The organism is Polynucleobacter necessarius (genome assembly GCF_900095205.1).
GTDB classification, from domain to species: Bacteria; Pseudomonadota; Gammaproteobacteria; order Burkholderiales; family Burkholderiaceae; genus Polynucleobacter; species Polynucleobacter necessarius_E.
This window is the reverse complement of record NZ_LT606951.1, coordinates 328,559-343,988: the sequence shown is the minus strand read 5'-3', so window position 1 is coordinate 343,988 and position 15,430 is coordinate 328,559. Positions and strand designations below refer to the sequence as shown.

16 protein-coding genes and 3 pseudogenes are annotated in these 15,430 nt (G+C 45.6%); 12 read left to right on the top strand and 7 right to left on the bottom strand.

The features are described 5' to 3' along the window. The first annotated feature begins 16 nt into the window (after positions 1–16). The gene (locus DXE37_RS01825; protein WP_114636387.1) at positions 17–469 is read left to right on the top strand and encodes a DUF192 domain-containing protein; all 453 of its coding nucleotides are present in this window, start codon (positions 17–19) and stop codon (positions 467–469) included. 10 nt (positions 470–479) lie between these two features. Here the strand turns inward: DXE37_RS01825 and DXE37_RS01820 are convergent, their stop codons facing one another. From DXE37_RS01820 to argF, 4 genes are all read right to left on the bottom strand, one after another. Next, complete coding sequence (locus DXE37_RS01820; RefSeq protein ID WP_114636386.1) at positions 480–1,223, bottom strand: hypothetical protein; 744 nt, start codon at positions 1,221–1,223, stop codon at positions 480–482. A gap of 73 nt (positions 1,224–1,296) precedes the next feature. Continuing rightward, positions 1,297–1,491 carry a pyrimidine/purine nucleoside phosphorylase gene (locus DXE37_RS12005; protein WP_231970927.1) on the bottom strand — a complete coding sequence of 65 codons (195 nt, stop codon included), beginning with the start codon at positions 1,489–1,491 and terminating at the stop codon, positions 1,297–1,299. Positions 1,492–1,656: 165 nt separating this feature from the next. Next, positions 1,657–2,889 (bottom strand): argininosuccinate synthase, encoded by a 1,233-nt coding sequence (locus tag DXE37_RS01810; protein ID WP_114636385.1) that lies wholly within the window; start codon positions 2,887–2,889, stop codon positions 1,657–1,659. A gap of 80 nt (positions 2,890–2,969) precedes the next feature. Continuing rightward, complete coding sequence (argF, locus tag DXE37_RS01805) at positions 2,970–3,917, bottom strand: ornithine carbamoyltransferase (protein ID WP_114636384.1); 948 nt, start codon at positions 3,915–3,917, stop codon at positions 2,970–2,972. A 152-nt stretch (positions 3,918–4,069) separates the two neighbouring features. Between argF and DXE37_RS01800 the strand changes: the two are divergent. Then, positions 4,070–4,388, top strand: a pseudogene (locus tag DXE37_RS01800) (DUF3579 domain-containing protein). Between the two features lie 72 nt (positions 4,389–4,460). Here DXE37_RS01800 and rpsT read toward each other — a convergent pair. Next, entirely contained in the window at positions 4,461–4,724 is a 264-nt protein-coding gene (gene rpsT / locus DXE37_RS01795) for a 30S ribosomal protein S20 (RefSeq protein ID WP_114636383.1), read from the bottom strand. 155 nt (positions 4,725–4,879) lie between these two features. Between rpsT and murJ the strand changes: the two genes are divergently transcribed. Together murJ and DXE37_RS01785 are read left to right on the top strand one after the other, a co-directional pair. Next, positions 4,880–6,433 (top strand): murein biosynthesis integral membrane protein MurJ, encoded by a 1,554-nt coding sequence (murJ, locus tag DXE37_RS01790; protein ID WP_114636382.1) that lies wholly within the window; start codon positions 4,880–4,882, stop codon positions 6,431–6,433. 4 nt (positions 6,434–6,437) lie between these two features. After that, positions 6,438–7,281, top strand: a pseudogene (locus DXE37_RS01785) (SirB1 family protein). 42 nt (positions 7,282–7,323) lie between these two features. Here DXE37_RS01785 and DXE37_RS01780 read toward each other — a convergent pair. Then, complete coding sequence (locus DXE37_RS01780) at positions 7,324–7,968, bottom strand: VTT domain-containing protein (protein ID WP_114636381.1); 645 nt, start codon at positions 7,966–7,968, stop codon at positions 7,324–7,326. Positions 7,969–8,026: 58 nt separating this feature from the next. Here DXE37_RS01780 and miaA point away from each other — a divergent pair, with 58 nt between their 5' ends. After that, positions 8,027–9,031 (top strand): tRNA (adenosine(37)-N6)-dimethylallyltransferase MiaA, encoded by a 1,005-nt coding sequence (miaA, locus tag DXE37_RS01775; protein WP_114637508.1) that lies wholly within the window; start codon positions 8,027–8,029, stop codon positions 9,029–9,031. Position 9,032: 1 nt separating this feature from the next. Here the strand turns inward: miaA and purM are convergent, their stop codons facing one another. Next, positions 9,033–10,085, bottom strand: a complete 1,053-nt coding sequence (gene purM / locus DXE37_RS01770) for a phosphoribosylformylglycinamidine cyclo-ligase (protein WP_114636380.1) — start codon at positions 10,083–10,085, stop codon at positions 9,033–9,035. Positions 10,086–10,159: 74 nt separating this feature from the next. On the opposite strand from purM, the gene DXE37_RS01765 reads away from it, so the two are divergent. From DXE37_RS01765 to panB, 7 genes and pseudogenes are all read left to right on the top strand, one after another. Then, entirely contained in the window at positions 10,160–11,149 is a 990-nt protein-coding gene (locus tag DXE37_RS01765; protein ID WP_114636379.1) for an AI-2E family transporter, read from the top strand. 11 nt (positions 11,150–11,160) lie between these two features. Then, positions 11,161–11,916, top strand: coding sequence for a DnaA regulatory inactivator Hda (hda, locus tag DXE37_RS01760; RefSeq protein ID WP_114637507.1), 756 nt, complete (start codon positions 11,161–11,163; stop codon positions 11,914–11,916). A 19-nt stretch (positions 11,917–11,935) separates the two neighbouring features. Then, positions 11,936–12,616, top strand: coding sequence for a histidinol-phosphatase (locus DXE37_RS01755; RefSeq protein WP_114636378.1), 681 nt, complete (start codon positions 11,936–11,938; stop codon positions 12,614–12,616). Further along, a complete protein-coding gene (pcnB, locus tag DXE37_RS01750; protein ID WP_114636377.1) occupies positions 12,613–14,013 on the top strand; it encodes a polynucleotide adenylyltransferase PcnB in 1,401 nt (466 codons plus the stop codon). Before DXE37_RS01755 ends, pcnB begins: the two co-directional genes overlap by 4 nt. Positions 14,014–14,065: 52 nt before the next feature. Continuing rightward, a complete protein-coding gene (locus DXE37_RS14185; RefSeq protein ID WP_415066557.1) occupies positions 14,066–14,368 on the top strand; it encodes a 2-amino-4-hydroxy-6-hydroxymethyldihydropteridine diphosphokinase in 303 nt (100 codons plus the stop codon). Then, on the top strand, positions 14,265–14,594 hold the full coding sequence (locus DXE37_RS14180; protein WP_415066555.1) for a 2-amino-4-hydroxy-6-hydroxymethyldihydropteridine diphosphokinase: 330 nt from the start codon (positions 14,265–14,267) through the stop codon (positions 14,592–14,594). Before DXE37_RS14185 ends, DXE37_RS14180 begins: the two co-directional genes overlap by 104 nt. 17 nt (positions 14,595–14,611) lie before the next feature. Next, positions 14,612–15,428, top strand: a pseudogene (gene panB, locus DXE37_RS01740) (3-methyl-2-oxobutanoate hydroxymethyltransferase). Positions 15,429–15,430 lie beyond the last annotated feature (2 nt).

Below are 15,430 nucleotides of genomic sequence, written 5' to 3'. Positions count from 1 at the left end.
AACTTAAAATGCACCCATGAATATGTCCATCCCCTATTTTCGCCAACTGCTGTTAGCACCCCTTTTCATTTGTTCAAACTTCTCATGGGCCCAGGTCAATGTTGGTCTACCCACCATTGAATTGAAAATGGGCATCTACCGCATACAAGCCGAGCTTGCTGATACGCCCAAAGCTAGAGAAGTCGGACTTATGAACCGCACCAGCATGCCCACAAATTCTGGAATGTTATTTATCTTTGAGCAAAAGGCGGGTCATTGCTTCTGGATGAACAACACAAAAATTCCACTCTCCATTGCATTCATTGCAGATGACGGCAAGATTGTGAACATAGAAGAGATGCAAGCAGAAACCACTAACAACCACTGCCCTAAAGCTGCAGTGCGTTATGCCCTCGAAATGAATAAACAATGGTTCTCAGAGAGGGTGATAGTTCCTGGAACGGTGATTACTGGATTACCAAAAAAATAAATTTTCTGACTTAACTCTGTTTCATCCAAGCTTTTATTTTGTCCACAACCTCCTGCTCTATTCCCCTGTAGCCATGGTGACCGGAGGCTTGGCAGGGATCGCCTTCATCAATCCCACCCTCCACTACAAAAAGTGGAGTCCCATAACGCTCACTATTTTCAATAGATGAGCTCGTTTGGGTGATGCACTTACATCCATCGTATTTATGGGTCACGATCAGGTTACGATTTTTTCGATTCCTGGTGTCCAGACCCCGCCAATTGCTGCCAACCGAAGAGGTGTGAATAAAGCCTGCAACCTCTCCATCCATATTCTCAGCCATATAGATAGTCTCGGTTATGCTCATACTGGTATCCGCTACATATATTTTGGCTGCAGGAAATTTAGCTCTTAAATCAGCTATCACTCCACGCATACGATCTAAGCTCCTACCCCTATCGATTACAACAACTGCAACATCGCCATCGGAAAATATCCCTCTAGTGCGGGCTAAGAAATTTCCTTTGCCAGAAAAAAACGGAGTTCCATCAGCGTTTTTCTTTAAACCAATCGTTCCGTGACCACCGAGCATAACAATAAGGGCATACTTGGAGGGCAATGTGGCCGAGGGCACAAAAACATAAGGAATTTCGTCACCATCTGAATAACGAGCAGTATCTACATACAAATCCACTTTATCCGACTGTGCAAACAAAAGTGAATTGCAGCAAAGCGTCAGAATTAGACTGACCCAGAATGTTTTTAAGTTACTCATGAGTATAGCTTAATCTAATTTTTAGGTAAAAATAAAGCCACCTCAGGGTGGCTTTATTAGAGATATCTACTAGTTACTCAAAATGGCAAACATAATGTACTGGTTGCTCGGCACGAATAATGAAGTAACCACCCTTTTCCACTTCCCAGCTTTGACCAACTTTGAACTCTTGCTCAGGAGCACCATTGACGCTAACGAAAGCAGATCCATCAACTACTTCCATCACCTCCTTAGTGCTCAAATCAAAACGCAGAGTACTTGGCAGCAACGACGCCAACGGACTTACGCATGGCCATTTGGCAGTGTCACAGTATGAGAAACACATTTACCATCAAAAAATACATTGGCTTTTTTACCTACGGAAACTTGATCAAATTGCATTGAAGTTCTTTCTATTCTATTTAGTTCCAACCTATTACTTGTATTGCTTTAATTATTTCTTGGCGCGCTTACGTCTTGCTGTTTCAGCAATGCGCATACGCAAAGCATTGAGTTTGATAAAGCCACCAGCATCTGCTTGGTTGTAAGCACCGCCATCATCATCAAAGGTTGCAATATTTTGATCAAACAAAGTATTGGCTGAATCACGTGAAATCACAGATACAGAGCCTTTATAGAGTTTCAGACGGACAACACCATTAACAGCTTGTTGCGTATGATCGATCAGGGTTTGTAGGGCAACGCGCTCTGGCGCCCACCATAATCCGTTATAAATCAAGCTTGCGTAGCGTGGCATCAAATCATCTTTCAGGTGAGCCACTTCGCGATCCAAAGTAATACTCTCGATACCACGGTGCGCCTTCAAAAGAATTGTGCCGCCAGGGGTTTCATAACAACCACGACTCTTCATTCCTACAAAACGATTTTCTACCAGGTCGAGACGGCCAATGCCATGCGCGCCACCAATGCGATTTAATTCAGCGAGCAACTCATGAGGTTTGTAGGTCTTACCGTTAATAGCAACAGGATCACCAACCTTAAATTCAATCTCAATAATTTCAGGGACATCTGGCGCCTTCTCGGGAGAAACTGTCCAACGCCACATCGATTCTTCAGCTTCTGCATTCGGGTTTTCTAAATGACGGCCCTCATAACTAATATGCAAGAGGTTGGCATCCATTGAGTATGGTGAGCCACCTTGCTTATGCTTCATTTCAACTGGAATACCATGCTTCTCTGCGTAAGCCATCAATTTCTCGCGTGAGAGAAGATCCCATTCGCGCCAAGGGGCAATGACTTTGATTCCTGGCTCTAAAGCGTAATAACCCAACTCAAAGCGCACCTGGTCATTACCTTTGCCAGTGGCGCCATGTGATACAGAATCCGCACCAGTTAAGCGAGCGATTTCAATTTGACGTTTTGCAACTAATGGACGTGCAATGGATGTACCTAATAGGTACTCGCCCTCATAAATCGTATTTGCACGGAACATTGGAAATACAAAATCGCGCACAAACTCTTCACGTAAGTCGTCGATAAAAATATTTTCTGGCTTGATGCCAAATTGCAAAGCCTTAGCTCGTGCTGGCTCCAGCTCTTCGCCTTGACCCAAATCAGCAGTAAACGTGATGATTTCACAGCCATAAGTATCTTGAAGCCATTTCAAGATGCCGCTTGTATCTAGACCACCGGAATACGCTAAGACTGCTTTTTTAATATCAGACATTTTTTCTTATTCAATCAAAAAATTAATTAAAAACTTAATTAAGCAAATTACTCAATATTTTATTGCTTGCGTTCTCGTGCTTAATCCAAACGACCGCAAAGCAAATACTCCATCAACGCCTTTTGGACATGCAAACGATTTTCTGCCTCTTCCCACACAATGCTTTGTGGTCCATCGATGACTCCAGCCGAAACCTCTTCGCCACGATGTGCTGGCAAACAATGCATAAACAAAGCATCTGGTTTAGCCAATGACATCAACTCCTCATCGACCATCCAGTCTTTAAAGGCATTCATACGAGAGGTATTTTCTGCTTCATAGCCCATACTGATCCAGACGTCAGTGGTCACTAAATCAGCGCCTTTGCATGCTTCTTTGGGGTCAGCACAAATCGTTAGATGTTTTGCCGCCTCTGGGGTCAAACGCGCTGGATCCAACTGATATCCCTCAGGTGCGGAGAAGCGCAACTGAAAATCTAAACATTCAGCCGCTTGCAGCCAGGTGTAGGCCATATTGTTGGCATCACCTACCCAAGCCACGGTCTTTCCTTGGATGGGGCCACGCGCCTCAACAAGCGTAAAAATATCTGCCAATACCTGGCAAGGATGAAATTCATTCGTTAGGCCATTAATGACCGGAACGCGCGAATTGGAAGCAAAGCGCTCAATAATCTCCCGACCAAAGGTGCGGATCATGATGATGTCGGTCATCCGAGAAATCGCTTGCGCAGCGTCCTCCACAGGCTCACCACGGCCCAACTGGGTGTCCCGAGTGTTCAGGTATACGGCGTGACCGCCAAGCTGGTGAATACCCGCTTCAAAAGACAAACGAGTGCGAGTGGAATGCTTCTCAAAAATCATCGCCAATGTTCGATCAAGCAAGGGATGCCAGGTCTCATAGCTCTTGAATTTGGCCTTGAGCCATGCAGCGCGCTTTAGAAGATAGTCATACTCTTCACGAGTAAGGTCAGAAAACTGCAGGTAGTGCTTTACCTGACCGGGCACTTGAGGTTTTGCCAGAGATGTCATAGTTGAGTTTTCTACTAAAGTTTTGGCTTACATTTTTTTCATCAAACTTTCGACTGCACGAAAATAGCTCCTAAAGTCATCTTACGATCATCTCAGGCTGTTACGCTAGAGAATTTAGCAACACTATTTCTTACGACCATCATTACGCGAACTTGAACCACAAAAAGCTTTTCATTCAAGGCATTACCACTTCTGGCAAACCATTTCGGCCCAACGATTGGGCGGAGCGTCTGTGCGGGGTAATGGCTACTTTTCGCCCACCCGGTGATTCCGGGGACCCTCGCTTCACTTATTCACCCTATGTCAGATCAGTGCTTATTGCAAAAGTGAAATGCGTTGTTATTTATTGATACTAGACTGGGGGATCTTGATCCTCGAGCACTAGACTTTGTCATGAACTTTGCCAAAGACAACAGCCTACCAATCGAAGAGGCGTGTGAGTTCAACCCAACAAACCCAGCCCAGTCTTAAAAACAAAAACCCGCTCTGATAAGGAGCGGGCTTAGATCGAAATGAATCGATCAGCCTAAAACTAAATCTGCATTACGCCATCGCCTTGATAGCTGCAGACAAACGTGACTTCTGACGAGCTGCAGTATTTTTGTGGGCGATCTTTTTATCAGCAATCTTGTCGATTGTTGATTGAGTTGCTGCAAATACTTTAGCTGCCGCAACTTTATCACCAGTTTCAATCGCTTTGCGAACTGCCTTGATGGAAGTACGAAGCTTTGAACGCAAACTGGAATTGTGTTCGTTTTGTTTTACTGCTTGGCGTGCACGCTTACGCGCTTGTGCTGTATTGGCCATCTTTAAACCTTGCCTCTATAAATTGCAAAATGCGATTAGTTAAAAATCTCGCGGACTTGCTAGATTGATTCTTAAGCAAGCTCGCCAAAACCCAAGATTTTACCTTAAAGGGGCAAAAAAGCCCAGTCGACTCATAAATAGGTGAAAATCGGCTCATGAACCTGCTTTCTGCCACTGCCAAGGTTAGCTCCCTAACCATGCTGTCCCGTATTACAGGCCTGCTCCGGGAGACCCTGATTGCCCGTAGTTTCGGGGCTTCCGAGTGGACGGACGCCTTTAATGTGGCTTTTAGACTACCAAATTTACTGCGTCGACTATTCGCAGAGGGGGCCTTTTCTCAGGCTTTTGTACCCATTTTGGGCGAAATCTCGAGCAATGGGGATCAAAAACAGGCCCAAATCCTCGTCAACGCCGTTTCAACCCTCTTATTTTGGGCTTTACTCATCACGGTATTGGCTGGCGTTATTGGTGCCCCAGTACTGATCTTAGCGATTGCAACCGGCTTTAAAGGGGGCCCAGCATACGAGGCCAGCGTGGTCATGACTCGCATCATGTTCCCTTATATAGGCTTAATTTCCTTGGTTTCGCTCTCAGCAGGGATTCTGAACACATTTCAGCACTTTGCCATTCCAGCCTTCACCCCAGTTCTGCTGAATTTAGCTCTCATTGGCAGCGCTCTATTTTTAGCGCCTCATCTTGAGCAACCCATTTATGCCTTGAGTATTGGAGTCCTTCTTGGTGGCGTATTGCAATTAGCCATTCAAATCCCGGCTTTATCGCGGATTGGTTTGCTACCACACATTGGCTTATTGCCTAGCGCAATTAAAGCTGCTGTCAACAATCCAGATGCAAGACGCGTATTGCGATTAATGGGCCCCGCTGTATTTGCGGTGTCAGTCGCTCAAATCTCGCTGATCATTAATACCAATATTGCTTCACGCCTTCAAGCGGGTAGTGTTTCTTGGCTATCTTATGCAGATCGCTTAATGGAGTTTCCAACAGCGCTTTTAGGGGTTGCGTTAGGCACTGTACTTTTGCCCAGCCTAAGTAAAGCCAACGCCAAGAATGATTTAGTACATGCTGGTGAATTGCTCATATGGGGCTTACAGCTCACCTTTTTATTGGCCGCACCTTGTGCGCTCGCACTCTTCATTTTTGGCGAACCGCTGGCGGCTGTTTTGTATCACTACGGTAAATTCAATGCACTGGATGTCTTAATGGCACAACGTGCATTGGCGGCTTATGGTGTTGGGTTAATTGGCTTAATTCTTGTAAAGATTTTGGCGCCAGGCTTTTATTCCCGTCAAGATATTCGCACTCCGGTCAAGATTGGTTTGCTCGTATTAGTAGCCACACAGTTGGCTAATCTCATCTTTGTTCCTTGGCTTGGTCATGCTGGACTTGCGCTGTCTGTGGGCACTGGCGCCTGCCTCAACGCAGCATTGTTATGGATAGGCCTACATCGGCGCGGAGCGCTACCCAACTCCGGCTGGATAAAGTACTTGGGTCAATTGCTTCTGGCCCTCATTCCTTTCACGGCAGTCCTATTTTATGCGGCTACTGCACATAATTGGATTGCCTTACAGGCTGAACCTTGGCTTCGTATAGGGCTTGTAGCAGCGTGGTTAGGCATCGCTGCTATTGTTTACTTTGCATCCCTGGGTTTGGTTGGAATTCGCTGGCAAAAATTCTTGCGTCATGCAAAATAGACTTATGCCAACACAACAACTCGACTATTTCACATCCTTAGTTGCCGAAGACGAACACCTCCCTTTAACGGAGGCAGCGATCGCCGTTTGCGCAACATGCTTACCCTGACTTAGATGTACAAGGGGTGCTGGATCATCTTGATCAATTGGGAAATAAATTAAAGCTGCATATAATCCCAGACACATCGCCTATTCAGCGATTACAAATTCTGAAGCATTTTTTACACTGAATTGGGTTTTGGTCCAAACCCGAATGATTTTTACGCACCTGAGAATTCTTATTTACATTATGTGCTTGAGAATCGTAGAGGCATTCCGATTTCACTTGCTATTTTGATGATTGAATTAGGTAATCAAATCGGCTTAAAAATTCGTGGCGTCTCTTTTCCAAATCATTTCATGATACGCATATCTTTACAACAAGGTAAAGTAATCATGGATCCCTTAACTGGCGATTCTCTCTCTAAGAATCAACTACAGGAGATGCTAGATCCATATCTTGATGCCACAAGGGCTATCGGGGTGAACTCAGCCTGCCTCTGAATATCTTCTTACGCGCTTCTAGCTCGAGAGAAATTTTGTTGCGCTATTTAAAAAATCTCAAAATGATTTACTCCGAGCACGAGCGCTGGGAGCGACTACTAGGCATTCAGGAGCGTTTAGTGATTCTGCTGCCAGACTCCATCGAAGAGATTCGTGACCGAGGATTAATCTTTGCTCAGCTCGAGTATTTGCGTCCTGCTTTAGCAGATATGCACCGCTATCTCAGTGAATTGCCCGAGGCAGAAGATGCAAGCGATATTCGTAAGCACATTGCTACCCTCGAAAGCCAAACCAAGTTGCACTAAAGCAATGAACTTTGGCTTTAGCTCTTTAACTAATTTTCTATATTAGTTTTTCTTACGCTGAAAAATCTTGTAAAGCGCTGCAAATAAAACTGGTACAGCAGCCGCGCCTACACCAACTAATACGATCACGTTCAGATTCTGCCGAATAATAGGAATATTTCCAAAGAAATAGCCAGCAATCACTAGTCCAAAAACCCATAGTGCAGCGCCGGTGATATTAAAAAACTGGAAACGTGAAAAATTCATTTCCGATACACCTGCAATAAAGGGCGCAAAAGTTCGAATGATTGGCAAGAAACGGGCAAGGATAATGGTCTTACCACCATGCTTTTCATAGAAAGCATGTGTCTTTAATAAGGCACCCTGATCAATCCAGCGCGATTGACTACTAAAGACTCTTTTTCCAATCCAGCGACCAATGAAATAGTTCACCGTATTACCAGCTACTGCCGCAATTAATAAACCAATGCATAAGGTCCAAATATTGAAATGCTCGGTAGCGCAATAAGCGCCCGCAATGAACAAAAGAGAGTCGCCCGGCAAAAATGGTGCAATTACTAAACCCGTCTCTGCAAAAACAATGGCAAATAAGAGGCCGTATGCCCAAGGGCCGTATTGCTGTATCACCACATCCAGATGTTTATCAATATGTAGTAATAAATCACTGATTTGCAAAAGGGTTTCCATCAAATCACTCTCAAACTAATTGATTGTTGCGGATATTAACAGGCTCTTAAAATCGGGTATGCCAACTGAACCCTACATTCAGCCAAAGCATACTCCAAACGAAGCCCCGATTCTTTGTATTGTTGGGCCTACAGGCGCAGGCAAGACTCATCTCGCCATGAGCTTGGCTGAGTACGCTAAATCTATTGGCTTATCCATTGAACTTATCAGCATGGATTCTGCATTGGTCTATCGCGGTTTAGATATTGGCAGCGCTAAACCTACAAAAGCAGAGCAAGCTGCTGTTATTCACCACTTGATAGACATTATTGAGCCTACTGAGGTGTATTCAGCAGCTCGGTTTGCCAAGGACGCAAAACGACTTTGTACAGAGATTCGCGAACGAGGCAATATTCCAGTCGTCGTCGGCGGAACCATGTTGTACTGGCGTGCATGGGCGTATGGACTCTCTTCATTACCCCCAGCAAATCCAGAAATACGGGCTAGCTTAGATGAGAAAGGTAAATTAATTGGCTGGCCAGCGATGCACGATAAGCTCGCCAAGATTGATCCGGAAACTGCTGCTCGTTTAAAGCCGAATGACTCACAACGAGTACAGCGTGCATTAGAAGTTTTTGAAATCACCGGCAAACCAATGTCCGCGCTCCTCGCCGACTCACCGAGCGAAGATGGTAGAGAAGATTCTACCATTCCACCGTGGATTAATTTAGTTTCTCTCGAGCCAAGCGATCGGAAGCGATTGCACCTCAATTTAGAAAAACGGTTTGATGAAATGCTCTCAGCAGGTTTTATCGATGAAGTCAAAACTCTGCGAGCCAACACTGGATTGCACGCTGACCTACCAGCGATTCGCTCGGTGGGTTATCGACAAGCTTGGGAATTCCTAAATGGACAAATAGACGCTGATCAAATGCGCTACAAAGCTTTAGCTGCAACCAGGCAGCTTGGCAAAAGACAATTGACATGGCTGCGCGCCATTGAGGGAAGAAAAACATTCGACCCGTTCAACCCTGAGGAGTTGAAGGCGGCCCTGAACTACTGCAAAGAAAACTTCAGCAGATAAATTAAATTACGATAGTTTGAGGTGCGTCTTTCGGACGCTCAACCACTTCCCCAACCGTCCACGCTTTGAGACCTTGAGCGGTTAATGATTGGATTGCAGCGTCCATTTCATTAGGCGCCACAATGACAACCATCCCAATGCCGCAGTTAAATACACGCACCATTTCAACATCTGCTACGCCACCCTTCATTTGCAACCAACGGAAGAGTTCTGGCATTTGCCAGCTATCGCGATGCAAAACTGCTTGCGTATTTGCTGGAAGCACACGGGGCACGTTATCTACCAAACCACCGCCAGTAATATGCGCCATACCTTTTACATTGATTTCAGAAATCAATTTGAGAAGTGGCTTCACGTAAATTTCGGTTGGCGCCATCACGACGTCGCCCAATGAACGGCCCCCTAAATCATCACTTGGCTTTGCACCCGCTCGCTCAATAATCTTGCGCACCAATGAATAACCATTGGAGTGTGCGCCACTAGAGCCGATGGCCAACACTACATCACCAGGAACTATCGTCGCTCCGGCAATGATTTTAGATTTTTCAACAGCGCCCACTGCAAAACCAGCCAAATCATATTCACCTGGTGGGTACATGCCGGGCATTTCTGCTGCCTCGCCACCAATCAATGCACAGCCAGATAGCTCACATCCTTTGGCAATACCACCAACGACCGTTGCCGCCGTATCCACAGTCAACTTGCCGCAAGCAAAGTAATCTAGGAAAAAGAGGGGTTCCGCGCCCTGCACTAGGATGTCATTGACGCTCATTGCCACCAAGTCTTGGCCGATGGTTTCATGGCGATTCCATTCAAAAGCCAATCGGAGCTTGGTACCCACTCCATCGGTGCCTGATACCAATACCGGCTCTTTGTAGCGCTTAGGCACCTCAAAAAGGGCACCAAAGCCACCAATCCCAGCCAAAACGCCCTCGCGCATGGTTTTCTTAGCTAGCGGCTTAATACGATCAACCAAATCGTCCCCAGCGTCGATATCAACGCCAGCGTCACGGTAGGAAAGGCCTTTTGAGGAAGAATTAGTAGATGAAGTCATGTCAGAAGCCGGAATATTAGTAAAAAATACTACTTCGTCAGTAGAATCATTGAATTCTAGAAGATTGAAGCAAGATGGCCGAAATTTTTACCCCTTTTCTCACCGCATTCATTCTGGCGTATGCCCTACGCCCTGTTTGCTTATGGCTTGAGCAGCGCCGCGTACCCCAAGCGCTTGCCGCAGCCATATCCATGCTTGTCGGCATTACCCTCTTATTAGGCATCCTCAGCCTGCTAATTAGCCTTCTTAGGTATGAGATCCCCCTCATTAAAGCCCAACTTCCTGATTGGATTGCGAATACTCAGGCCTGGCTAGGCCCAAAACTCAGTGAATTTCACATTGATGTTGATTGGGGCACCCTCAAAGCAAGCGCTACCCAAAAAATTACTGAGCATATTAATGACAACGCTGACAGTTTGATGTCTTCAACCATCAGCACTGTTTTGATGTCTGGTAGTTCTGTGATCGCTGGATTTGTTAATGCGGTGCTGATTATTTTTGTGATGTTTTATTTATTGATGGACTGGAATCATTTTTTTAGCTTAGTAAAAAGTCTTGTTCCTGTTCGCGCCCAAGAAACTGTTCATCACTTGGCGATGCATACCGATGGATTGCTTTCACAATACTTACGCGGCATGTTGATTGTGATCTCAATCATGGCAATCTATTACAGCGCTGGATTAAGTTTGATTGGTGTCAAAGGTGCTGCAGCACTTGGTGTCTTCACTGCTCTCATGATTGTGATTCCCTATATTGGTATTACCTTAGGTCTTACGCTAGCCACCGTATCAGCACTTCTTCAATTTGGCCCAGGCGGCGAAATTATTATGGTTCTGATTTTGTTTGGTATTGGACAATTCCTAGAGGGCTTCTTCTTAACACCTCGTCTTGTCGGTGAGCGTATCGGTTTACATCCGGTTGCAGTCTTGTTTGCTTTGCTTTTATTCGGCAAGTTGTTTGGCTTCTTCGGCGTCTTACTAGCACTGCCAATTAGTGCAGTGAGCCTAGTGCTAGTTAAGTATCTCTGGTCAGTCTATACACAAAGCTCTTGGTATCAAAAATAAATTTGGTAGCAATGAATACACTCCCGCTCCCTAAACAATTTGCGCTAGATATCAGCCACTCACCTACTGCTAGCTTAGAAAATTATCTGCCTGGAAAAGATCTCGCATTAATTTCAGCCTTAAAAGATATCGAGCAATCTTGGGGTACACCCACTACGGAAGTTTCTAACAACCCATTAAATCAGCGCTGGATTTACTGGTGGGGGCCCGAGGGTTCTGGGCGCACCCATTTACTCGATGCGATTGGAAACGCAGCTCAACTTGCGGGCTTAAAACACGTTTCCCTCAGTTCGACAGAGCCAGCTTCATGGGTTCGACTTGAAGAGAATATCAGCGCGATGGCGCAAAGTGATACCCCATCAGTCATCACCGTAGATGATGTAGATCATCTCGATGACCGGCTTATAGGATCACTATTTCGTATCCTCAACGTAATCCAAGCCAGCAAGGCAATTCATATTTTTATGACGGGCAAAGAAGCTCCTGCAAATTTAAAGCTTAGAGAAGACTTACGAACACGACTGGGCTGGGGTTTAGTCTTTCAGACGCAACTTCTGGATGATGATGAGAAAATACAGGCATTAAGCGAGGCAGCCAAAGCACGTGGGCTTGTTTTATCTCCTGAGGTCTTGCCATGGCTTTTAAATCGCTTTTACCGAGATATGCCGAGCTTAATGGCATTAATTGACGCATTAGATGCTTATTCACTAGAAACAAGACGTGCTGTAACCTTACCTCTAGTGCGCGAACTCTTACAGCCCAAATAATTTATTCAATATTCAATACGTGACTCAGCTAGCCCTTTTCGATTTAGACCACACTCTTTTACCTTGCGATAGTGATTACGAATGGGGTCAATTTTTGGCTCGCATCGGCGTTGTTGATAGCGAATACTATGCTCGCCAAAATGAACGTTTTTATCAGGACTATAAAGAGGGGAAGCTGGATATTCATGAATTTCTACGCTTTGCTTTGAAGCCGCTTTCTGAACACTCCCGGGCACAGCTAAAAGAGTGGCACGATACTTTTATGAAGGAGGTAATTCATGGTCAACTTCGCCAAGAAGCCGTTGATCTTGTAAAGCGGCATCAAGATGCGGGTGATCTTTGTTGTGTAATTACAGCTACTAATAGCTTTGTCACTCACCCAATTGTTGAAAGTTTTGGTATTGAACGTCTGATTGCCACAGAGCCGGCCACTATAGAAAATCAGCCTTTAGCCAACTACAGCGGGGAAGTTAAAGGCATCCCTAATTTTCGCGAAGGCAAGATACAAAATCTTCACGATTGGTTAGCCTCTCAAAAATTATCATTAGATACTTTGCCATACAGTTATTTTTATTCTGATTCCATGAACGACCTTCCCTTGTTGGAAAAGGTCAGTCATCCTGTTGCCACAAATCCAGATGATCGTCTTCGCAATGAGGCGAATAAGCGTAACTGGCCTATTCTTGAATTGTTCGCATGATCACAAAATTTATTAAACGCATTCTGCGACGTGACCCCATGGTCAAACATACGCAGGCCAACAATACTGGTGCTCCAAAACGCATTCCCAAAAAAGCACATCACATTGATCCTCACTTGCTTTCTAAAAATGCAGTAAAGGTTACCAACACACTACAGCAAGCAGGTTATGAAGCCTTTATTGTTGGTGGTGCTGTTCGAGATCTGGCATTAGGAATCAGCCCGAAAGATTTTGACGTAGCAACCAATGCAACACCCGATCAAGTACAAAAGCTATTTCGCAAAGCTCGCCTTATTGGCCGTCGCTTTCAGATAGTGCACGTTACTTTTTTTGGCAAAGGTCACCCTGAAATTATCGAAGTTTCGACCTTCAGAGCCTTATTGGATAAAGCTGGAGACCATGTCGCCGAAAGCGGTCAAATCCTAAGAGATAACGTTTGGGGATCTCAAGGTGAAGATGCCGCAAGACGTGACTTCACAATTAATGCAATGTATTACAATCCTTCATCTGAGACCATCCTTGACTATCACGGCGGTATGGCGGATATGCAAAAGAAAACCTTGCGCATGATTGGAGATCCTGCCAAGCGATATCGTGAAGATCCTGTGCGTATGCTCAGGGCCATTCGCTTTGCAGCTAAAACTGGTTTTCAATTGGATGGCGCCACTCGCGAATCGATTGCAAAGCTTGGAAAGTTACTAAACGATGTTCCCTCTACTCGACTCTTTGATGAGATTCTGAAGCTTTTAATGTCTGGGTACTCATGGGCAGCGATTCAAGGACTAAAGGAAGCTGGCCTTCATCATGGACTTCTACCTCTACTGGATCATATTCTCGATGACGGCGAAGACTCCAAGGGAGCGAATCATTTTGTAAAGCTTGCTTTGGCCAACACTGACCAACGCATTCAATCTGGCAAAAGTGTTTCCGCTGGATTTTTGTTCGCAACCCTACTTTGGCCTGATTTACTAAAAAATTGGCGGGCCAATACCGCTAAAGGTATGACCAATATTCCTGCGCTTCATGATGCAATGGACGACACGATCGCCACCCAAAGTAATAGCGTCACAATCCAACGCCGCTTTGAAAGTGATATGCGCGAGATTTGGGCTATGCAACCCCGCTTTGAGAGGCGTGTAGGTCGCTACCCATCCCGTTTAATTGAATCTCCCCGTTTTAGAGCAGGGTATGACTTTATGTTGCTGCGTTGTGCTACTGGGGAACTGAATCCTGCGGTTGGCCAATGGTGGACCGACTTCATTGCGGCCGACCCAGCCGGTCAAGATGCGTTGATGATCAGCGTCAAAAGTGAGCCCAGCAACGGCTCCAATACGACAAAAAGACGGCGTCGTAGAAAGCCAAAATCAATAATGCCTCCAGAAAGTGCAGCGAGCTAAGCAAACTTAGAGAAATTTCAGTAAAGTAGTTTCATCTTTAGTTTGGAAACATATGGCACGGGCATATATCGGATTTGGCGGCAACATTGGCGACACGCGTCAGCTCATTACTAATGCGATTGTTTGCCTGGCATTGCGATCCGAAGTCCACATTGTGGCAAAAAGCTGTTTTTATCAAAGCGCGCCCGTTGAAGCTGCTGGTGGTGACTATATCAATGCCGTCATAGAAGTAGATACTCAGTTAAGCCCCTATGGCCTATTGGATGTTTGCCAAGCGATTGAGCAGGAATTTGGTCGTGGAGCGCCCATACGCAAATGCATCTCGTACACTGGATCTAGACATTCTGTCTTATGAGGGGGTAACTCAAAATGAAACAGAATTGATGTTGCCACACCCCAAGATTATTGAGCGCTCTTTCGTGCTCCTCCCCCTTCTTGAAATAGCCCCAGATATCTTTTTACCCAATTGGGGCGAACTCAAGGCCTATTTGCCTCAAGTTGCACACCAAAGAATTGAAAGATTAGCCTGCAGGAACCGCAGTTGCGGTGAAAAAGACTTTTATAGCCAATCGGCGCATTAATTCATTAAACTCTCGCCATGGGTTACTTACAAGGCGATAAGCCAATCACAATTACCAAGCTCCTCGCGATGCATGCCGAGGGTGAAAAAATTTCTATGCTGACGGCATGCGATTCAACTATGTCCGCCCTTTTAAATCGTTGCGGGGTTGAAACGATTCTGATTGGCGACTCCTTGGGTAACGTCATTCAAGGACATTCCAGTACAACGCCAGTTACCGTAGAACAAGTGGCTTATCGCACTGAGTGTGTAGCCCGCGCTAATACTCATGCTTTTTTAATTGCAGACCTTCCCCTTGCGAGCTATGGTGATCCATTTCAGGCATTAGAGTCATCCGCCCAGTTGATGCGTGCTGGCATAAACATGGTCAAACTTGAAGGCGGTGGTGACTGGCAAGTAGATGTAATTCGTCACTTGGTAGAACGCAGCATACCGGTTTGTGCGCACTTAGGATTACTGCCCCAATCCGTTCACGTATTGGGTGGCTACAAAGTTCAAGGAAAATCCAAAGACGCAGCCCACGTCATGCTCGAGCAAGCGCTGGCCCAAGCGGCTTGGGGCACAAATGGTAGTGCTAGAAGCCATTCCTTCTTCATTGGGTGAAAGAATTACCGCAGGACTCTATATTCCTACCATCGGGATTGGCGCTGGCCCTGAATGCTCCGGACAGGTATTGGTATTGCAAGAGATGCTCGGCATCAGCCCCGGTAAGCCGCCAAAGTTTGTAAAGAACTTCATGGATGGCCACCATTCAATTGAGGCAGCGATCAAAGCTTACGTTCGTGAAGTCAAGTCCGGAAAATTTCCCGGATCTGAGCATGGATTTGCTGGCTAGGC